General features: G+C 63.6%; 22 protein-coding genes and 1 pseudogene. 14 read left to right on the top strand and 9 right to left on the bottom strand.

All coding sequences use genetic code 11. The features are described 5' to 3' along the window. The 4 genes and pseudogenes from NKI01_RS30050 to NKI01_RS30035 form a co-directional block, all read right to left on the bottom strand. Positions 1-424, bottom strand: a pseudogene (locus NKI01_RS30050) (hypothetical protein); the annotation flags it as partial. 96 nt (positions 425-520) lie between these two features. Then, the gene (locus NKI01_RS30045; protein WP_352588929.1) at positions 521-994 is read right to left on the bottom strand and encodes a VOC family protein; all 474 of its coding nucleotides are present in this window, start codon (positions 992-994) and stop codon (positions 521-523) included. 19 nt (positions 995-1,013) lie between these two features. After that, positions 1,014-1,811, bottom strand: coding sequence for an SDR family NAD(P)-dependent oxidoreductase (locus NKI01_RS30040; protein ID WP_352494009.1), 798 nt, complete (start codon positions 1,809-1,811; stop codon positions 1,014-1,016). A gap of 39 nt (positions 1,812-1,850) precedes the next feature. After that, positions 1,851-2,984 (bottom strand): enolase C-terminal domain-like protein, encoded by a 1,134-nt coding sequence (locus NKI01_RS30035; RefSeq protein ID WP_352715759.1) that lies wholly within the window; start codon positions 2,982-2,984, stop codon positions 1,851-1,853. 246 nt (positions 2,985-3,230) lie between these two features. Here NKI01_RS30035 and NKI01_RS30030 point away from each other — a divergent pair, with 246 nt between their 5' ends. The 4 genes from NKI01_RS30030 (at position 3,231) to NKI01_RS30015 (ending at position 6,528) form a co-directional block, all read left to right on the top strand. Next, on the top strand, positions 3,231-4,418 hold the full coding sequence (locus NKI01_RS30030; protein WP_352715756.1) for an ABC transporter ATP-binding protein: 1,188 nt from the start codon (positions 3,231-3,233) through the stop codon (positions 4,416-4,418). A 172-nt stretch (positions 4,419-4,590) separates the two neighbouring features. Next, the gene (locus NKI01_RS30025) at positions 4,591-4,827 is read left to right on the top strand and encodes a biotin/lipoyl-containing protein (protein ID WP_023716824.1); all 237 of its coding nucleotides are present in this window, start codon (positions 4,591-4,593) and stop codon (positions 4,825-4,827) included. 1 nt (position 4,828) lies between these two features. Continuing rightward, complete coding sequence (locus tag NKI01_RS30020; protein ID WP_023716825.1) at positions 4,829-5,320, top strand: MaoC family dehydratase; 492 nt, start codon at positions 4,829-4,831, stop codon at positions 5,318-5,320. After that, positions 5,320-6,528 carry a CaiB/BaiF CoA transferase family protein gene (locus NKI01_RS30015; protein WP_352484086.1) on the top strand — a complete coding sequence of 403 codons (1,209 nt, stop codon included), beginning with the start codon at positions 5,320-5,322 and terminating at the stop codon, positions 6,526-6,528. The genes NKI01_RS30020 and NKI01_RS30015 overlap by 1 nt, the downstream gene beginning before the upstream one ends. A 6-nt stretch (positions 6,529-6,534) precedes the next feature. Here NKI01_RS30015 and NKI01_RS30010 read toward each other — a convergent pair whose 3' ends face one another. Continuing rightward, on the bottom strand, positions 6,535-7,035 hold the full coding sequence (locus NKI01_RS30010) for an AMP-binding enzyme (protein ID WP_352484085.1): 501 nt from the start codon (positions 7,033-7,035) through the stop codon (positions 6,535-6,537). Here NKI01_RS30010 and NKI01_RS30005 point away from each other — a divergent pair. Next, positions 6,938-7,513 carry a type 1 periplasmic-binding domain-containing protein gene (locus NKI01_RS30005; RefSeq protein ID WP_352484084.1) on the top strand — a complete coding sequence of 192 codons (576 nt, stop codon included), beginning with the start codon at positions 6,938-6,940 and terminating at the stop codon, positions 7,511-7,513. The genes NKI01_RS30010 and NKI01_RS30005 overlap by 98 nt on opposite strands. Further along, positions 7,498-7,881 carry a substrate-binding domain-containing protein gene (locus NKI01_RS30000; RefSeq protein ID WP_352484083.1) on the top strand — a complete coding sequence of 128 codons (384 nt, stop codon included), beginning with the start codon at positions 7,498-7,500 and terminating at the stop codon, positions 7,879-7,881. The genes NKI01_RS30005 and NKI01_RS30000 overlap by 16 nt, the downstream gene beginning before the upstream one ends. Positions 7,882-7,925: 44 nt before the next feature. Here the strand turns inward: NKI01_RS30000 and NKI01_RS29995 are convergent, their stop codons facing one another. Next, positions 7,926-9,083, bottom strand: a complete 1,158-nt coding sequence (locus tag NKI01_RS29995; protein WP_023716830.1) for a fumarylacetoacetate hydrolase family protein — start codon at positions 9,081-9,083, stop codon at positions 7,926-7,928. Continuing rightward, positions 9,080-9,424, bottom strand: a complete 345-nt coding sequence (locus tag NKI01_RS29990) for a hypothetical protein (protein ID WP_198030456.1) — start codon at positions 9,422-9,424, stop codon at positions 9,080-9,082. The genes NKI01_RS29995 and NKI01_RS29990 overlap by 4 nt, the downstream gene beginning before the upstream one ends. Here NKI01_RS29990 and NKI01_RS29985 point away from each other — a divergent pair. The 7 genes from NKI01_RS29985 to NKI01_RS29955 all read left to right on the top strand — a co-directional run bounded on the left by NKI01_RS29985 (position 9,309) and on the right by NKI01_RS29955 (position 16,094). Beyond that, positions 9,309-10,592, top strand: a complete 1,284-nt coding sequence (locus tag NKI01_RS29985; RefSeq protein ID WP_352484082.1) for an NAD(P)/FAD-dependent oxidoreductase — start codon at positions 9,309-9,311, stop codon at positions 10,590-10,592. The two genes, NKI01_RS29990 and NKI01_RS29985, sit on opposite strands and share 116 nt — an antisense overlap. An 84-nt stretch (positions 10,593-10,676) precedes the next feature. Then, positions 10,677-11,564: an ABC transporter permease gene (locus tag NKI01_RS29980; RefSeq protein ID WP_352484081.1), complete on the top strand. Its 888-nt coding sequence runs from the start codon at positions 10,677-10,679 to the stop codon at positions 11,562-11,564. Beyond that, on the top strand, positions 11,561-12,439 hold the full coding sequence (locus NKI01_RS29975) for an ABC transporter permease (RefSeq protein WP_023716833.1): 879 nt from the start codon (positions 11,561-11,563) through the stop codon (positions 12,437-12,439). The genes NKI01_RS29980 and NKI01_RS29975 overlap by 4 nt, the downstream gene beginning before the upstream one ends. Then, positions 12,424-13,494 carry an ABC transporter substrate-binding protein gene (locus NKI01_RS29970; protein ID WP_352484080.1) on the top strand — a complete coding sequence of 357 codons (1,071 nt, stop codon included), beginning with the start codon at positions 12,424-12,426 and terminating at the stop codon, positions 13,492-13,494. Before NKI01_RS29975 ends, NKI01_RS29970 begins: the two co-directional genes overlap by 16 nt. 59 nt (positions 13,495-13,553) lie before the next feature. Continuing rightward, positions 13,554-14,162 (top strand): cupin domain-containing protein, encoded by a 609-nt coding sequence (locus NKI01_RS29965; RefSeq protein ID WP_352965714.1) that lies wholly within the window; start codon positions 13,554-13,556, stop codon positions 14,160-14,162. Beyond that, positions 14,152-15,237, top strand: a complete 1,086-nt coding sequence (locus NKI01_RS29960; protein WP_023716836.1) for an ABC transporter ATP-binding protein — start codon at positions 14,152-14,154, stop codon at positions 15,235-15,237. The genes NKI01_RS29965 and NKI01_RS29960 overlap by 11 nt, the downstream gene beginning before the upstream one ends. Before the next feature lie 221 nt (positions 15,238-15,458). Beyond that, entirely contained in the window at positions 15,459-16,094 is a 636-nt protein-coding gene (locus NKI01_RS29955; protein WP_352484078.1) for a 2'-5' RNA ligase family protein, read from the top strand. Positions 16,095-16,111: 17 nt separating this feature from the next. On the opposite strand, the gene NKI01_RS29950 is transcribed toward NKI01_RS29955, so the two are convergent. Beyond that, complete coding sequence (locus NKI01_RS29950) at positions 16,112-16,591, bottom strand: SRPBCC family protein (RefSeq protein WP_023716838.1); 480 nt, start codon at positions 16,589-16,591, stop codon at positions 16,112-16,114. Positions 16,592-16,593: 2 nt separating this feature from the next. Next, a complete protein-coding gene (locus NKI01_RS29945) occupies positions 16,594-16,944 on the bottom strand; it encodes an ArsR/SmtB family transcription factor (RefSeq protein ID WP_031193345.1) in 351 nt (116 codons plus the stop codon). Positions 16,945-17,118: 174 nt separating this feature from the next. Between NKI01_RS29945 and NKI01_RS29940 the strand changes: the two genes are divergently transcribed. Continuing rightward, positions 17,119-17,472 (top strand): ArsC family reductase, encoded by a 354-nt coding sequence (locus tag NKI01_RS29940; RefSeq protein ID WP_023716840.1) that lies wholly within the window; start codon positions 17,119-17,121, stop codon positions 17,470-17,472. The last annotated feature ends 138 nt before the right edge of the window (positions 17,473-17,610 follow it).

Genomic DNA, 17,610 nt, shown 5'->3' with positions numbered 1-17,610 from the left:
GGGGGGGCCGGGGCACCCTGGGGGCGCGATTTTCCAATGGGGGCCCCCAAACCCCGGGCCGGGCGCGGGGGCCCGCGCCCAGCAGGCGGGGGGGGGGCCCCGGGCCGCGCGACAGATAGCGCATCGTTGCCGCCTGCGTCGTCAACTGGTCGAGCGCGACGCCGATGAATTCGATGAACATCATCTCGACCACCGGCTTCAGGCCGCAGACGGCAGCACCGACCGCGGCACCCATGAACGCCATTTCCGAAATCGGTGTGTCGATCACCCGTTCGGGGCCGTGCGTGGCAAGCAGCCCCTCGGTCACCTTGAACGGACCGCCGGCGGCGGCGATGTCTTCACCCATGACGATGACGCTGGGGTCATCCGTCATTGCATCGTCAAGCGCCCGCAGAACCGCTTGCCGTATCCAGATTTTAGCCAAGGTTCAGACCTCCCAATGCACTGCTCGGATCGTCGATAGCGTCGGCGAAATCATCGCAGCGGAAAAGATTTGGAAACGTTTTTATCGGCACTGGCGTCATTCCGGTTTGTAGCTGCCGAAGGCTTGGGCACTTTCGATGAGCTCGACGCGGAAGCCGTCCGGGTCGATCAGGTAAACCGCCTTGCCGCCCTTGTTCGGCCCGATCGTCGGTGTCACCGGCGGCGACACGGATTTGACGCCCATCGCCGTCAGTTTTTCGTAGAACGACATGAGGTCATCGACGTTGAAGGCGATGTGGCCATTGCCGACATTGCCGTTATGCATGTCGACGGGAATCTGCTCGACATTGCGGTATTCCAGAAGCTCGAGGCAGACGTCGGTACCGGGCAGGCGCAGGATGGCGCTGTGCAGGTCGACTTCTGGATAGCCGACCAATTCGCCGATATAGGGCGCACGCGGGTTCCATTGGAACGCCAGCTCGAATCCGAGCACGTCGCGATAGAACGCGATCGAGCGGTCGAGCGAGCGCACGGTGAAGCCGGTGTGATGGGCTTTCGTGATCCTGGCCATTCCGTCTGCGCTCCTTTGGTCAGGCGTTCAGATAGCCGTCGTCGCACATGACGACATGGCCGGTGACCAGTTCCGAGGCGTCGCTGGCGAGGAACACCGCCGTGCCGATCAGTTCGCGCGGCAAGCCGAGTCGCGGCCGCGGCATACGCGCCTTGATGAAATCGGCGGTGATCGAGCTTGTCGCTCCCGCCGCCCTGGTCAGCGGCGATTCCATCAGTGTCGGCCCGATGCCGTTGACCCTGACGCCGCGGTCGCGCCACTCGAGCGCCAGTGCGCGGGTGACCTGCAGGACGCCGCCCTTCGACGCGAGATAGGCGCTCGCCCAGGGATAGGCTTTGAACGAGCCGATCGAGGCGATGTTGATGATCGAGCCCTTGTTCTGGCCGAGCATCACTCCGCCAAAGGCCTGGCAGCAGAAATACGTGCCCTTCAGGTTGAGGTCGAGGATGAAGTTGAATTTGTCCTCGGGGAACTCCTCGGCCGGGCTGCGGAAGGCCGAGCCGGCGCTGTTGACCAGTATGTCGACATGCCCGTGACCGCGCTTGACCGCCTCGGCCAAGGCGAAGCACTGGTCGCGCTTGGTGACATCGAGGCTGGCGACCTCGGCTTTGCCACCCTGTTCGGCGATCGTTGCGCGCGTCGCTTCGGCGCCGGCCATGTTGATGTCGGCAACGATGACGGTGACGCCCAATTGCGCGTAGCCGATCGCGATCGCGGCACCCAGCCCGCTGCCGCCGCCGGTCACGACGGCGACGCGGCCGGAGAGGTCGAAGAGGCCCGCTGCATAATTGGCGGGAACGGTCTGGTCGTCGGTCATCGCTATGCCCGTGTCTAGGCCGCTCCGCGGCGGCTTTGGTCAGTTGAGAATGTGGTCGGGATCCTGGTGCGGCTGGCTCAGCGCCCATTCCCGGTTGAGCATGTCGCCGAAGCCGGGTTTGGCAGGAAGCGGCTTCATCAGCCCGCCCTTGATGATTTCCGGTTGCACCAGGCTGTCCGCATAGGGGTCGACGCCGCTCCACGGCACGCCCCATTCGACCGGCTTGTCGGAAAAGCCCCAGGCGCTGAACACCTGGCTGTGCACATGCGCGAACATGTGCGGACCGAAATCGACGCCCGCGGCAAGGCACTCGTCGATAATGGCGCGGCCGCCGGTAATCCCACCCATGCAGGTCAGGTCGACGCGCACGCGGTCGACGGAGCCGGCCATGATCAGCGCTTCGGGATAGTAAGAGCCGCCCTGTTCGTCGCCTTGCCAGATCGGCATTGGCACGCGTTTGCGCAGCTCGGCGAGCTTCCTGGCGTTTCCCGGCGGGAAGATGTCTTCGATGCAGCCCATATTGAGATCGGCGAGGCGGTTGGCATAGGCGGCAGCCGCGTCGACGTCCGAGAACATCCAGACCAGATCGGTGCCGAGCCAGGCGTCCGGCGCGTTCCTGCGCGCGGCGCGCAGCCGCGCTTCGGATTCATCCAGCGTGACGCCCATTGGCGCCTTGAACCGGCGCCAGCCCGCGGCATAGAGCCCTTTCACCTGCTCGCCGATCTGCTGCGGGTTCATCAGCGCCGGCGGGTAGCCGACGATCGCGGTTGCCGGCATTGGCGCGGTTGTTCCGCCGAGGAACTCGGCGATCGACTTGTCGGCTATCTTTGCTGCCGCGTCCCATGCGGCGAGGTCGACCTGCGACAGCGCGCGCAAGCCGACACCGGCGCTGTGCGAACCGTAGCTGCGCCCCTTGGCTGTCTTGAAGGTCTTCACGCGGTCGCCAACGTCGGTACCGATATAAACTGGGGCGATGCTCTTGCGGATCTGCTCGGCGCAGGCGCCATCCCGCGTCAGCGTGAACGACCAGCCCTCATGGCCGGACTGCGTGCGCAGCCGCACGACCACGAATTCCCTTTGCTTCATCACCCAGTCGCCAAAGATCACCGGCGCCGGCAATTGGCCCTGTATGGCGGCGACGCTGATATCGACGATAGTTGAAGGACCAGGCATTCCATCCCCTCCCAAGGACCCCGGCCGACCCGGGAAAGCGGAGCAACCATAGCCCCGCGAGGCGGTTTGGTCAACCGATTGATCTGGTCTGGTCAAACGATTGACATAGATTCTCGAATTGCCTAGTCTCGCGCCACAATTTCTGGTGCGGGACCGCTTTTGTCGGCAGTCGCCAACGGTGCGAAATGCGCTCCTGCATCGCCCGCGCCTGGCTGCTTGCAGGCCGTTGCGCAGGGAAGGGTGTTGATGGGATCGATCAGCCTGCAGAAGGTCGGCAAGCTCTATGGCGCCGTTTCGGCGGTCCATAGCGTCGACCTTGAGGTCGAGGACGGCGAGTTCGTCGTCTTCGTCGGCCCGTCCGGCTGCGGCAAGTCGACATTATTGCGCATGATCGCTGGGCTGGAATCCATCACCACCGGCAAGATCAGCATCAATGGCAAGGTGATGAACGAGGTGTCGCCGCGCGATCGCGACATTGCCATGGTCTTCCAGAACTATGCGCTCTACCCGCAAATGACGGTGCACGAGAACATCGCCTTCGCGCTGCAGTTGCGTAAATTTGCCAAGGCCGAGATCGACCGCCGCGTCAGCGAAGCGGCGCGAATTCTCGACCTCGCCGATCTGCTTGACCGTAAGCCGCGCGAGCTCTCCGGCGGCCAGCGGCAGCGTGTCGCCATGGGCCGCGCCATTGTGCGCGATCCGGAGGCCTTTTTGCTCGACGAGCCGCTCTCCAATCTTGACGCGAAATTGCGCGTCCAGCTACGCGCCGAGCTCAGCCGCCTGCATGTGCGGCTCGGCGTCACCACAATCCATGTCACCCACGACCAGGTCGAAGCGATGACGCTCGGCAGCCGCGTCGCCGTCTTTTCGCGCGGCGCGCTGCAGCAGTACGACACGCCGCACGCGCTCTATCACGCGCCGTCCAACATTTTCGTTGCCGGTTTCATCGGCAGCCCGGCGATGAATTTCCTTGAGGCAACTGTAGTCGATGCCGGGCGCGGCAAGATGGTCGTGTCCATCGGCGACGGTCGGCTGGTTGTGACACCGAAGTCGGATGCCCACGACCTTCCGGCCGGCAGAACATTGCTGGTCGGCCTCCGGCCGGAGCACCTGTCATGGCGGCCTGCAGGCGAAGCTTCGGCCAGCGGGGGGGCAGCAAGCCGTCTGGCCGCCCGTGTCGAGCTGGTCGAACAGCTCGAACCTGAATCCTTCATCGCGGTGGCTCCAGCCAATCCCCAGGTCGTCATCCGCACCGCTGATGATTATTCGATCGGCACTCCCGCCGATCCGGCCGAGCTGGTGCGGCGGGATGCCCGCCTGATCGTGCTTCGCGTCAGCGCCGACAAGGTGCCGCGCCGCGACACGATGCTGGAACTCGTCATCGATGGTAGCCGCGCGCATCTCTTCGACGGCACCACGGGCAAGGCGCTGTGATGAGAACGCGTGCCGCCTCGAATTTCACCGAAGTCTTTGCGCTCGATCTTGGCGGGGGTCTTGTCGTCTGGCAACGAAGAAGTGGGTGTTTTCAAGCGCCCATCCGCCGCGAAGCCTGGCTGCCAGCCGGCGGACTTCCTTCAACCCTCGCCTTGCGGACGGAGAACTGACGATGCGTTCCACACTCAAGATGCCCAAGGTCGGCGATGCCGTCGATGAAGTCGTCATCAGCGAAATCCAGGCCAGCATCGGTGCCAAGATCACCGAGGGGCAAACCCTGTTCACGGTGGAGACCGACAAAACCCAGGTCGAGGTTCCCGCACCCTTCGCCGGAACCGTCATCGAGATATTGATCGCTGTCGGCGATGACGTGAGGACCGGCGCCCCGACCCTGGTGCTCGAGGTCTGACATGCCGAGGGTTCATTCGGCCCGCGACGAAAGGTTTGGCTCGTATCTCGACGACTACGAGATCGGCGACGTGTTCAAGCACTGGCCGGGCAAGACCGTTACCGAGGCCGATGACCACCTCTTTTGCCTGCTGACCATGGCGGCCAGCCCGCTCCACATCGACCGCCATTTCGCCGAGACCGAAATGGCGCAAGGCCGCAATGTCGTCGTCGGCACCTATGTCTACTCGCTGCTTCTCGGCATGAGCGTACCCGACATTTCCGGACGCGCGGTCGCCAATCTCGGCCTTAGCGAGCTGCGCCATCTCGCTCCGTTGTTCCATGGCGATACGCTCTATGGCGAGACCGAAATACTGGCGCAGCGTCCATCCGCCTCCAGGCAGGGCGAGGGGGTTTTGACCGTTCGCACGGATGGGTTCAACCAGGACCGGCTCAAAGTCTGCACATTCACGCGCTCGGTCCTGCTGCCGCTGCGCCCCGGGAAGGACGCGTGATGGACAAGCCGGCTCCGCCAGCGACCAAGACCGTGCCGAAGGCCGAAGCGTCGGGGCCGCTCGACGGCGTCCGCGTCATCGAGCTGGCCACCGTCGTAGCCGGGCCGGGTGCCGGCCGTTATCTTGCTGATTTCGGCGCGGAGGTCATCAAGGTCGAGGGGCCGGGTGGCGATCCGACCCGCCGCATGGGGTGGACCGGTCCGGGGGAAACGGATTCCTATTTCTGGAAACTGGTCAACCGAAACAAGCAGGTCATTGCGCTCGACCTCAAGACCGATACCGGCAAGGAAAATCTCTGGTCGCTGCTGCTCGACGCCAACGTACTGATCGAGAACATGCGGCCGGGCAAGCTCGAGGCGCTGGGTTTTGCGCCGGACGAACTGCTGCGCCGCAATCCCAGGCTGGTGATCCTGCGCATCACCGGTTTCGGCCAGGATGGTCCCTATGCCATGCATCCGGGCTTCGCCACGATTGCCGAGGCGATGAGTGGGTTTTCCGGGCTCCTCGGCGAGGCCGGGGGCCCGCCGCTGCTGCCGCCGATCGCCATGACCGACGAAGTCACCGCCCTTGTCGGCGCCTTTGCGGCGCTGGCGGCGCTGCGTCATGCCGAGCGGACAGGCGAAGGCCAGACAGTCGACGTCAATCTGCTCAACTCGATGTTCCAGATCATGGGGCCGTTACCGTCCGCCTATGCCCATCTCGGCTATCTGCAGCCGCGGCTCGGCTCCGGCATCCCCTACACCGTCCCGCGCGGCACCTATCGTTGCGCCGATGGCGTGTGGGTGGCGATTTCGAGCTCGTCCGATTCCGTCGCCCGCCGCGTCCTGGCCTTGATCGGTCACGGTGACGATCCCCGCTTTGCCGGCTTCCAGGCCCGCAGCCAGAACCGCGAGGCATTGGAGGCCTATGTCGCCGCCTGGGTCGCCGGCCGGCCATCCGAGGAGGTGCTGCGCGAGTTCCGCCGCGTCGATGCGGCAATCGCCAAGGTCCTCGACATGAGGGACATCTTTGACGACGAGCATTTCCGCGCCCGCGGTATGATCGCCGAAGTGGACGGCGTGGTGATGCAGAATGTCGTTGCCGGCATGTCGAAGACACCCGGCCGCCTGCGTCATCAGGGCCGTCCGTTCGACGCCGATACCGAGGCGGTGCTCGCCCGCTTCGCTGGGGGTCGGGGAGCCGCAAAGAAGCCGACGCAGAAGACCTGAACCACTTCAGTCCGGCGCGAGATTTCGGCGCAGCAATTTGCCGTTGGCGCTGCGCGGCAGGCTCGGCACGAAGAACACCTGTTTCGGCCGTTTGTAGGCGGCGAGCCTTTGCCCCGCCAGGGCGACGATATCTTCGGCGCTGACGCTGACGCCTGCCTTGCGCACGACATAGGCCGCGATGACCGAGACATCGTCGCGCACCCGGTGTTCGGCAACGGCGATCTCGGCGACGCCGGGGCAGGGCGCAAGCGCTGCCTCGACTTCCAGCGGCGAGACGCGGAAGTCGCCAGCATTCATCATGTCGCGTTCGATTTTCAGTTTCGCGACATGGAAAACCCGGATTCTGGCGGCGACAATACGCGACGTGGCGCGCGTTTCCGGCGTGTCCGTCGGAACCGTTTCGCGGAGCTTGAACGCGCCTGAGACTGTCAGGCCGGAGACGTTGGGGAAGGTACGCGCGGCAATCCAGTCGCTCGGCTTCCAGCCCGATTCGCGCGCCCAGAACATGCGCCGTCGAAACACCAAGACGGTTGGTTTCGTCATCGACGACATTGCCAATCCCTGGCATGTCAGTTGCTTCAAGGCGGTGGACGCGGAAATGCGCCAGCGCGGCTATTCGCTTTACCTGATGAGCACCAACGGCCGCGCCACCGAGGAGGCGGCGGCGATCGACATGCTGCAGCATGGGCGGGCCGACGGCATGATCATGACCATCAACAACGAACAGGATGCGCGCACCATCAAGCGCTTGAAGGAGTTGCGGATTCCATCAGTACTGCTCGATCGCGACGTTCCGCTCGAGATCGACGCGGTTCTGACCGAGCACGCCACCGGGTTACGGCAGGCGACAAGCTATCTGATCGAACTCGGGCACCGTCGCATTGCCATCATCACGGCCGGCAGCGACATCAGGCCGGGCCGTGAACGGGTGCGCGCTTCGTCGAGGCGTTCCAGCGCAGCGGCCTGCCGGTGCCGCAGGACCTGATCCGCTCGCAAAGCCTCTCGGTGGACTTCGGTTTCCGCGAGGCCACCGCCCTGTTGCAGATGAAGGAGCGTCCAACCGCCATCATCGCCGCCGGCAACCGCATTCTGGTCGGCGTGCTGCGCGCCATCCAGCAGCAAGGCGTTTCGGTCCCGGGCGATATCTCGCTGATTGGCTGCGACAGGTCGGACGTCGCGCTGCTTTATCCCGGCCCGATCACGCTCATCGACCGGGCCGTCGAGGAGATCGGCCGCACCGCGGCACAGCTTCTGCTGGAGCGGCTCGGCGGCCAGAGCGAGCGGCCGGCGCAACGCATCGCCTTTCCGACCCATCTGATCCTCGGCGGCTCCTGCTTGCCCGTCCCGAAATAGAGGCGGTTCACGGCCTGGTTACTGCCAAATTGGATCGTCTCTATTCAGATCAGGTCGGCTCTGGCGAGGTCGCGCATCAGATGGCTGGCGCCATAGGTCCAGTGCGGGCAGTCGGGTGACAGCCGCACGCGGTTGACCAAGGCGCCGAACTTCTCCGACGAGATGGTGACGATGTCGCCGACCTTGTGGGTAAAACCCTTGCCTTTTTCGCCGCGATCCTTCGACGGCACGAACATCGTGCCGAGATAGAGCGCGAGCCCGTCCGGGTATTGGTGGTGCGGCCCCATCGCGGCGGCGACCAGCTCTTCCGGCGAACGGCTGATCTCGGCCATCGAACTGGCGCCCTCCAGCGAGAACCCGTCCTCGCCCTCGACCTTCAGCCGTACGACCGCCTTCTTCACGTCGCCGATGGAAAATGTCTCGTCGAACAGCCGGATAAAGGGGCCAAGTGCTGCCGAAGCGTTGTTGTCCTTGGCTTTGCCGAGCAGGAGCGCCGAGCGTCCCTCGACGTCGCGCAGATTGACGTCGTTGCCGATCGTCGCCCCGACAATCCTGCCGCTGCTGGCGGCAATCATGGCGATCTCCGGCTCCGGATTGTTCCATGTCGAAACCGGATGCAGGCCGACATCGGCGCCGAAGCCGACCGAGGCCATCGGCTGGCATTTGGTGAAGATCTCGGCATCGGGCCCGATGCCGACTTCCAGATATTGCGACCAGGCGCCGCGCGCGATCAGCTTGGCCTTGATCTCCATCGCTTCCGGCGAGCCGGGTTTGAGCTTCGACAGATCGTGGCCGATCAGCCCGGCGATGTCGGCTCGAATGGCGTCGGCCTTCTCCGCCGAGCCGCGCGCCTGTTCCTCGATGACGCGCTCGAGCAGGCTGACGACAAAGGTAACGCCAGACGCCTTGATCGCCTGCAGGTCGACGGGGGACAGCAGGTACGGCGTTCCCGGATCGCGCGCTGTCTCGAAACTGTTGGCGGCAATGGCTTCGAGCGGGCCGATCGGCCGCCCCTTGGCCGAGCGGACGTGTCCTGCCGGATCCGGCAATTCGCAAATGTCGCGTACGGTCGGTGCCACATTTGACGTGATGTCGAAGACCGTGCCGTCGCGCACCGTGACCACCAGCGGATGGGAAGCATCGCTCGTCCGGGCGCGGCCTACGAAGAGGCCCTCGGCGGGCAAATGTGTGGCGTTCGTCATGACTTGCGTTTCCTGTTGTCTTGTCCTTTGGCCGCGGCACTTTCAACAAATTCCCGCCAAACGTCTATCCCGCTTCCAGGGTGAGCTTTGTCAATTCTTTCCAGCGGTCTTCGCATCGCTGGACCTTGATCGAGCCTGACGTGCGCCAATGGCCATGGAAAACGCTCTTTCAAAATAATGAAACCGTCGCTAGGGTTTTCACTTACTGAAATCTCCAGGTGACGCTTGCGCTTACGGTTTTCCGATCCAATCTGGCAAAAGCCGCGGACAGCAACCGCGTTCCAGTCGCTTTTTCCAGCCGGCCGACGCGTCGATGTCGTCATCGTCGGCGGCGGCATCATGGGGCTGTCGACGGCCTTGCACGCCGCCCGGCTCGGTCTTGCCGTCCAGGTGCTGGACGCCGGCGAAATCGGCAATGGCGCATCCGGCCTGAACGGCGGTCAGGTCATTCCCGGCCTGAAATACGATCCGGACTGGCTGCTGGAGCATTTTGGTCTGGAGCGCGGCGAAGCGCTCGTCAACTTTGCCGCCTCGACCGCTGACACCGTCTTCGAATTGATCCGCGACGAAGGACTGGCGGTGCCGTTCGTCCGTAATGGCTGGATCCAGGCGGCGCATACCGGGACCGCGCTAAAAGCGGCGGCAAACCGGGATCGGCAGTGGCGCGCCCGCGGCGCCGATGTCCGGCTGCTGAGCGCGACGGAGATTGCGACGATGACCGGCGCGCAAGGCTATCTCGGCGGCTGGCTCGATCGCCGCGCCGGTGTCATCGATCCGCTCGCCTACACGTCGGAACTGGCGCGCGTCGCTGCCGCGGCGGGCGTGAAGATCGCCGAACGCCAGAACGTGATGCAGATCAGCAAGGATGCTGGCATTTGGCACGTTTCGGCGGAAAGCGGCGCCGAACTGAAGGCCAAGGTGGTCGTTCTGGCGACCAACGCCTATACCGGCGGCCTGCTCCCCGGCCTCGCCGAGACGATCGTTCCGCTGCATTCCTTCCAGATCGCGACAGCGCCGCTATCGTCCAATCTCGCTGCGGCGATCCTGCCGCAAGGGCAGGCGGTTTCGGATTCGCGCCGCATCCTCGTCTATTACCGCAAGAGTGCCGACGGCCGGCTGGTGCTCGGCGGGCGCGGCCGCATGGCTTTGCCGAACGGCCCGGCCGACTGGGCGCATCTTGAACGCGCGCTGCTGCGGCTTTATCCGGCGCTGTCAGACATTGCCATTGAAAAGCGGTGGTTCGGCCGGGTGGCAATGACGCCGGACCATCTCCCGCATATCCACGAGCCAGAGAAGGGTCTGCTGGCGGTCGTCGGCTGCCAGGGCCGCGGCATCGGCCTGATGACCGCGCTTGGCGAGCGCATCGCCTCCTATCTGTCGAGCGGCGACACCAGGCAATTGCCGTTCCCGATATCGCCGATCCGGCCGATCCCTTTTCACGCGTTTCGGCAGGTCGGCGTTGCCGCGACCATCGCCTGGTACCGGATGCTGGACGCGTTCGAACGCTGACTTTCATTCCCAAGCGTGAAACAGCTTGACAGTTTCACCAATATGAAAAAAGCTTAGTCGATTTCAAATTTCGACGGACAGTCAATGTCGACCATTGCCGCAACGCAGCCGCTGCCGGAAACCCGGTCTTCGCCAGGCTTCCGTTTCGCTATGCTGCTGCCCGGCGGGCTGGTCACCTTTCTGCTGATCCTTTTCGCCCTTGGCTTGGTGTTCTTCCTTGCCTTCCGCGGCAATGACGGCTCGCTGCTGGGGGCTGGTTTTACCCTTGCGAATTTCGTCACTGTGGCCACCGATCCACTGTACTGGACGGTGACGCTGCGCTCGCTGGGCATCGCCGGCCTGGTCACGCTCGCAACCGTCGTCACCGCCTATCCCGTCGCCTATTATCTGGCTTTCCATGCCGGGCGGCGGCGTGGGCTGCTGCTGTTCCTGCTGACCCTGCCGTTCTGGACCAGCTATCTCCTGCGCGTCTTCGCCTGGAAGATCGTGCTTGCCTATAATGGCGTGCTGAACTCGGCGCTGATTGAAAGCGGCATCTGGTCGGAGCCGACATTGGCGTTCTTGAATACGCCGGCAGCAGTCGTCGTCACGCTCGCCCACGCTTATGCGCCATTCGCTATCCTGCCCATCTACGTGGCGCTGGACACGATCCCGAAATCGCTGCTCGAAGCCGCTTCCGATCTCGGCGCAAAACCGTTCACCAGCTTCCGCCGCGTCGTGCTGCCCAATTCGATGCCCGGCGTGCTGGCTGCGGCCCTCGTCGTTTTTGTGCCGACCGTCGGCGACTACGTCACCCCGGCGCTGGTCGGCGGCCCTGCCAGCACGATGATCGGCACACTGATCCAGGCCGAGTTCGGCAAGGCCAATGACTGGCCGTTCGGCGCCGCACTCGCCGTCGCCGTCATGCTTGTCATTCTCGCCGTGGTGCTGGTGGTGCGCTTCGCCGACCGCCGATACCGCAGCCGCACATGAACACAGCGCGTATCGATGCAAGGCAGGGCGGCGGCTGGCTCGGTGCCTATGTCCTTGCCTATCTGGTGTTCCTGTATTTGCCGATATTGCTGATCCCGCTGTTTTCCTTCAACAATTCCGTCCAGGCGGCATTTCCCCTGCAAGGCTTTACGCTTGAATGGTACGGCACGCTGTTAGGCAATTCGGCGCTGTCCGGTGCGCTCGCCAACAGCCTCGTCATCGGCGCCATTGCCGCCACCGGCGCCACGCTCTGTGGCATCACGGTGTCCTATATGGACCTCTACGGACGCTCGCCGCTGGCCGCCACCATCAGTGCCATAGCGCGGCTGCCGATCCTGATCCCAGGCGTCATCGTCGGCATATCGCTGCTCATCCTCGTCAACCTCGCCGGCTTTGGGCCGTCGCGCATTGCCATTGTGCTCGGCCACATATTGGTGGCGCTGCCGGCGACGGTGGTGGTCATGCGCAGCCGCTTCGCCGCCATCCCGAAGACCATCCGTGAGGCAGCGCTCGACCTCGGCGCCTCCGACTGGACGACCTTCAGGCGGGTGATGCTGCCACTCAGCCTGCCCGCCATTATCTCGGCGTTCATGCTGGCCTTCCTGACCTCGTTCGACGAGTTCATCGTCGCCTTCTTCCTTGCCGGTACCGAGCCGACGCTGCCGCTTTATATCTGGAGCCAGCTGCGCTTCCCGAAATCGCTGCCGACCGTCATGGCGCTGGGCACGGCGATCTTGGCCGTGTCCTTCGTCACCGCCGCACTCGCCGAAATCCTGCGCCATCGCGGGCTTGCCGCCGCTCAGCGGCCAGCGACCGCCAGCCTGTCAAAACCAGAAGAAACCGAAAGAGGAGAACTGCAATGGCATTCGACCTGAAATCGATAACGACAAAGACAGCGAAAACCGGACTGGCCGCCTTCGCGCTGGCGCTTGCGTCGACTGTCGCTTTTGCCGGCGACAAGCTGCAATATTTCACCTGGTCGGGCTATGAGCTGCCCGACTTCAACAAGAGCTTCCTCGCCGCGCACCCGGATGGTGTCGAAGCCTCGATGTTCGGCGACGACGATGACGCTTTCACCAAGGTCAAGGCCGGCTTCCGCCCCGATGTCGCGCACCCATGCTATGACAAGGTGGCGCGCTGGAACAAGGAAGGCCTGCTGCAGCCGATCGACACCAAGCGCATCAAGAACTGGGATTCGATCTTCCCGGTCTTCAAGAACCTGCCCGACCTGCAGGCCGGCGACGGCAAGGTCTGGATGGTGCCGTGGGACTGGGGCAACACCTCGATTCTCTACCGCACCGATCTGGTGAAGAACCCGGAAGCGAGCTGGAACCTACTCTGGGACAAGCAATATGCCGGGCGCATGGCGACCATCGATGCCGTCCACGACACTCCGGTGGTGGCGGCCCTTCTTGCCGGCGTCAATCCATTCGACATGACGGCGGAACAGATGGACAAGGTTGCGGAGAAACTGCGCGAGCAGCGCCCGCTGCTCTCAAACTACACCACAGACATGACATCGGTCGAACAGGCGCTGGCCAGCGGCCAGCTGGTCGCCGCCATGACCTGGAATGCCTCGGCCACGTCGCTGAAGAAGCAAGGCGTGCCTGTCGAGTTCATGAAGCCGAAGGAAGGCATGCTTACCTGGGCTTGCGGTTTCGTCATGCTCAAGGACGCCAAGAACGTCGACCTCGCCTATGACTTCATCAACAGCCGGCTGGAAACGGACTCGGGCAAATACCTGATCCAGGCCTATGGCTATGGCAGCTCGACCAGCTCGGCTTTCGCTGCCGTGCCGAAGGAGGAGCTGGAGAAATTGCAGCTGCCGTCCGATCCGGAAGTGATGTTGAAGACCACCATCTTCACCGGGCCGATGAAACAGAATGATGAACTCGCCAAGATGTTCGAGAAGGTCAAGGCGGGCGGCTGAGCCTGCTTCTTCCTTCTCCCGCAAGGGGAAGGGAAAGCGTTGGCAAAAAGGACGAATGGATGGACATGCTGGACGAAGCGGCTGAGAAGCCGAAGGACGACGCCGACGTCAGGGTCGGCCGGCGCGTGCGGGCGCTCAGGCTGGAGCGTAGTCTCTCGCTGGCCGAACTTGCAGCCAAAGCCGGCGTCTCGATCGGAGCGCTGAGCCAGATCGAGCGCGGCATGTCGTCATTGCGGGTCCGAGTGATCTGGCCGCTCGCCGCCGCCCTCGACATCGAGCCGTCCGCGCTGATCGCCGACGGCAACGACGCCGGCAACGATCTTTATTGTGTGCGCGCCAACAGCCGGCGTCAGATCCCGGTCAAGTCGGAAGGCATCGCCAAGTCGCTGCTGTCGCCGCCGGCTGCTGCGCTGACCGGCATGCTGGTGACGGTGGAGGCCGGTGGCGGCACCGCCGAAGCCTACGCCCATGCCGGCCATGAATTCGGGTTCGTCCTTTCGGGCGAGGTCGAGCTGGTGGTCGATTCGACCAGATACGGCCTGAAGGCCGGCGACAGCTTCGCCTTCAAGAGCACCTTGCTGCATGCTTTCCGCAATCCGGGCAGCGAGCGCTGCCAGATCCTGTGGGTCAACACGACCAAGCCGTCCGAGGTTCGCGATGGCACCTGATCCACTCGTCCGGCTGGACAAGGTCTCCAAGATATTCCCCGGCAGCATCGTCGGGCTCGATGCCGTCGATCTCGATATTTCGCGCGGCGAGTTCCTGACCCTGCTCGGACCATCCGGCTGCGGCAAGACCACCAGCCTGCGGGTCATCGCCGGCTTCGAAAGCCCGTCGAGCGGCAAGGTTCTGCTCGAAGGCCGCGACATCAGTGCGCTCAGGCCCTTCGACCGTCCGGTCAATACCGTATTCCAGGACTACGCGCTGTTCCCGCACATGAACGTCGCCGAAAATGTCGGCTTCGGCTTGTCGCTGCGCAAGCTCTCCGGTGCCGAACAGGCAAAGCGCGTCGGCGCAGCGCTCGACATGGTCGGCCTTGCTGAAAAGCTCGGCGCCCGCGTGTCCGAATTGTCGGGTGGCCAGCGCCAGCGCGTCGCGCTTGCCCGCGCCATCGTCTGCGAACCGCGCGTGCTGCTGCTCGACGAGCCGTTGTCGGCGCTCGATGCGCATCTGCGCGAACAGATGCAGGTCGAATTGAAGCGACTGCAGTCGCGCCTCGGCACCACTTTCGTCATGGTCACGCACGACCAGACCGAGGCGCTGTCGATCTCTGATCGCATCGTCGTCATGAACAAAGGCCGCATCGAGCAGATTGCGCCGCCGGCGACCCTCTACGACCGGCCCGCCACCAAATTCGTTGCCAGCTTCATCGGCACGATGAACCTTCTGCAGTCGCGCTTCGTCGGCCGTGACGGCGAGCGCTTGCGGTTCGCCGCCGGCGCCCTGCCGCTGGAAGCGGTTTCGGAGACGGGCGAACTGCCTGGCGAGGGCACGGTGCGCACCATCGGCGTGCGTCCAGAGGATTTTTTGGCGACGACCGAAGCGGCGGCCGGCACTGTACCGGTGCGGGTGAACAGCATCGTCTTCCACGGCCGCACCTTGCGCCTTCATGCGGAGCTGGGGCAGGGGACACAGGTGGTGATCGACGCGCCGCGCCGGGCGGAGGGTTTTCAATTCAGCGTCGGCGACGTGGCGCATATCAGCCTGCGCCGTGGCGCCAACTGCCCTATGCTGTCCAGCTAGGCAACGGCCGCGAATACGCCGACCGGGCGATCCACGATTTCCTCGAGATCAAGGGCATCATCGGCGACAGCGCCTGAGCCATCAACATACGGCCGACCGAAATGTGGTTGCGAGCGTTGGTGCTGCCAGTACCGGCGCTCGTATCATTTTCGTTTGATTTGTTCCCTTTTTGTTCTATTCTGCTTGGCTGGGCGGGAATGGCTTTGAGAGGAGCAATGAACATGAATGAGCTGCCCGCATTCAGGATCACCGAAAACGGCCAAGCCGTGTTCAACTGGCAGGAGCTGGATCGGCGCTGGAATGACCGGCTGTTCTTCGCCATTCTTCTTGAAAGTACGATCGCCGTGCCGCTTGCACGCCGGGCCGCCGTCTGGCGGCGAGAATCGGGATTGCGAGGGCAAGTGTTTCCGGCGGAACGCCTGCACATCTCGCTTATTGGGCTCGGCGACTATGATGGACTGCCGGAGGAATTGGTCAAAATCGCCCGCCACGTCGCCTCGATGGTCCAGGCGAAACCGTTTGAGGTGTCGTTCGATCGGTTGTCGGCTTTCGGCGGCGGTGCGTTGGTGCTGCGTGGCAGCGACGGCGTCCCGCCGCTGCAAGCGTTCTGGCGCAATCTTACCGCCCTGATCGCCGACAGCCCGCTGAAGCCCTTTGTGGGGAGCTCCTTTGAACCTCATGTTACATTGCTTCGTGACAAATTGCGGGTTCAAAGGGTTCGAGAACGGGCGATCGAACCCATCAGCTGGACCGTACGTGACTTTGTGCTCATCCGCAGTCTGATCCGGCAAGGCCGGTACGAAGAGCTCGGGCGCTGGCGGTTGAACGGCCACGACGATTCCGTGGCCGCAATGTGAGCCAAGCCAGGGTCCCCTCAGATCGTCTTGACGTAGCCCGCCAACTGATCCGCCACCGTGCCCCAGCCGTCGTAAAAGCCCATCTCCTCGTGGCTGTTGCGCGTGGCTTCGTCGCGGTGGATAGCGGTCGCGGTGTAGCGCGTCGCCTCGCCCTGCGATTGCAGCGATATGACGGCTGTGATGAATGGGTCGCCTGACGGCCGGTAGCCGGGCAGCAGCGCATCGGTCCACACCAGCCGCTCGTTCTGGACGATCTCGAGGTAGCAGCAACGCCTGTCGTTGACCTCCTTGCCGTCGGGCGACTGCATGCGGGTGCGGAACAGACCGCCGGGCCGCAGGTCGATCTCGCAATCGGTGATGATCCACGGCTTCGGCGTGAACCATTGGCGGACATGCTCGGGCTTCGTCAAGGCCGTCCACAGCAGTTCTCGTGGCGCCTCGATCGTCCGTTCGAGCACGAGGTCGAGCTTCGGATCGGGTTGAAAAAACGCGACCATATTCATCTGTCTGTCTCCTTGAGTTTCAGCACGTAGTCGTCGAACTGGTCGAGACGGCGCTCCCACAGCTCACGCTGCTCGGCCAGCCAGCTTTCCGCGAGCTTCAGCGGCTCCGGCGCAAGCCGGTAGGTCCTGACGCGGCCGGCCTTCTCCGAACGCACCAGCCCGCAGCCTTCCAAAACCCTGAGATGCTCGATGAAGGATGGCAGGGCCATCTCGAACGGCTGGGCAAGCTCGCTGACCGAGGCGGGGCTTCGGTTCAGCCGCTCGACCACGCGCCGCCGGGTCGGATCGGCGAGCGCACGGAAAATGCCGTCGATCGGTGGGGGGCTTTCGGTCTGCAGGCTCGTCATGGTCATTTCCTTGCCTCGGCCATTCCGCGTGACCAAAATTAGCTCGGGACAATAGTTAGGAAAATTCCTTACTATTGGCAAGCGCAAAAATCACGGATGCCTGGCAAGGCAGCTGGAAAAGTGAGAGGCACGGTTTTAGGGTGCCATCAGATTCGACCGATCCGAGGAAGCGTTTTGACGATCACCATGTACGGCATCACCAATTGCGATACGGTCAAGAAGGCGCGTTCCTGGCTGGCGAGCCATGATGTTGCCTATCGCTTTCACGATTACAGGGCAGACGGGCTTGACGCGGATCGGCTGAACGGCTGGTCAGGCAAGGTCGGCTGGGAAATCCTGCTCAACAAGGCGAGCACGACGTTTCGCGAACTGTCGGAGGAGGACAGACTGGGTCTGGACGAGAACAAGGCCAAGGCGCTGATGCTGGCCAAACCGACGATGATAAAGCGACCGGTGCTGGAACTTGGCGACAGGGTTCTCGTTGGCTTCAAGCCTGATGTTTATCAGCAGGCGGTGAGTGGGAAATAGGACCGACCCGCCGCGATCCGTCGCGCCCCCTCTGTCCTGCCGGACATCTCCCACTCTAGTCCCTATGATTGCTGGGCCTGAGGGCGGCCCGTCATCCGATATGCAACGGTACGAGGGTTAAGCCGGCTGGCCGGCGCA

Origin of the sequence: Mesorhizobium sp. M0815, from assembly GCF_040319995.1 — a bacterium.
GTDB lineage: Bacteria > Pseudomonadota > Alphaproteobacteria > Rhizobiales > Rhizobiaceae > Mesorhizobium.
Note: the sequence above shows the minus strand (reverse complement) of the source record. Positions and strands in the feature narration are given on the sequence as shown.

Excerpts from the sequence above, each read along its gene's own strand:
- NKI01_RS29955 (WP_352484078.1), top strand. The coding sequence starts at position 15,459 with ATGAATGAGCTGCCCGCATTCAGGATCACCGAAAACGGCCAAGCCGTG.
- NKI01_RS29995 (WP_023716830.1), bottom strand. The coding sequence starts at position 9,083 with ATGACGAACGCCACACATTTGCCCGCCGAGGGCCTCTTCGTAGGCCGC.
- NKI01_RS30015 (WP_352484086.1), top strand. The coding sequence starts at position 5,320 with ATGGACAAGCCGGCTCCGCCAGCGACCAAGACCGTGCCGAAGGCCGAA.
- NKI01_RS30030 (WP_352715756.1), top strand. The coding sequence starts at position 3,231 with ATGGGATCGATCAGCCTGCAGAAGGTCGGCAAGCTCTATGGCGCCGTT.
- NKI01_RS29945 (WP_031193345.1), bottom strand. The coding sequence starts at position 16,944 with ATGACGAGCCTGCAGACCGAAAGCCCCCCACCGATCGACGGCATTTTC.
- NKI01_RS30025 (WP_023716824.1), top strand. The coding sequence starts at position 4,591 with ATGCGTTCCACACTCAAGATGCCCAAGGTCGGCGATGCCGTCGATGAA.
- NKI01_RS29975 (WP_023716833.1), top strand. The coding sequence starts at position 11,561 with ATGAACACAGCGCGTATCGATGCAAGGCAGGGCGGCGGCTGGCTCGGT.
- NKI01_RS29965 (WP_352965714.1), top strand. The coding sequence starts at position 13,554 with ATGGACATGCTGGACGAAGCGGCTGAGAAGCCGAAGGACGACGCCGAC.
- NKI01_RS30035 (WP_352715759.1), bottom strand. The coding sequence starts at position 2,984 with ATGCCTGGTCCTTCAACTATCGTCGATATCAGCGTCGCCGCCATACAG.
- NKI01_RS30010 (WP_352484085.1), bottom strand. The coding sequence starts at position 7,035 with ATGTTCTGGGCGCGCGAATCGGGCTGGAAGCCGAGCGACTGGATTGCC.
- NKI01_RS29960 (WP_023716836.1), top strand. The coding sequence starts at position 14,152 with ATGGCACCTGATCCACTCGTCCGGCTGGACAAGGTCTCCAAGATATTC.
- NKI01_RS30040 (WP_352494009.1), bottom strand. The coding sequence starts at position 1,811 with ATGACCGACGACCAGACCGTTCCCGCCAATTATGCAGCGGGCCTCTTC.
- NKI01_RS29990 (WP_198030456.1), bottom strand. The coding sequence starts at position 9,424 with ATGATGCCGCCGCCGACGATGACGACATCGACGCGTCGGCCGGCTGGA.
- NKI01_RS29950 (WP_023716838.1), bottom strand. The coding sequence starts at position 16,591 with ATGGTCGCGTTTTTTCAACCCGATCCGAAGCTCGACCTCGTGCTCGAA.
- NKI01_RS29970 (WP_352484080.1), top strand. The coding sequence starts at position 12,424 with ATGGCATTCGACCTGAAATCGATAACGACAAAGACAGCGAAAACCGGA.
- NKI01_RS30020 (WP_023716825.1), top strand. The coding sequence starts at position 4,829 with ATGCCGAGGGTTCATTCGGCCCGCGACGAAAGGTTTGGCTCGTATCTC.
- NKI01_RS30045 (WP_352588929.1), bottom strand. The coding sequence starts at position 994 with ATGGCCAGGATCACGAAAGCCCATCACACCGGCTTCACCGTGCGCTCG.
- NKI01_RS29980 (WP_352484081.1), top strand. The coding sequence starts at position 10,677 with ATGTCGACCATTGCCGCAACGCAGCCGCTGCCGGAAACCCGGTCTTCG.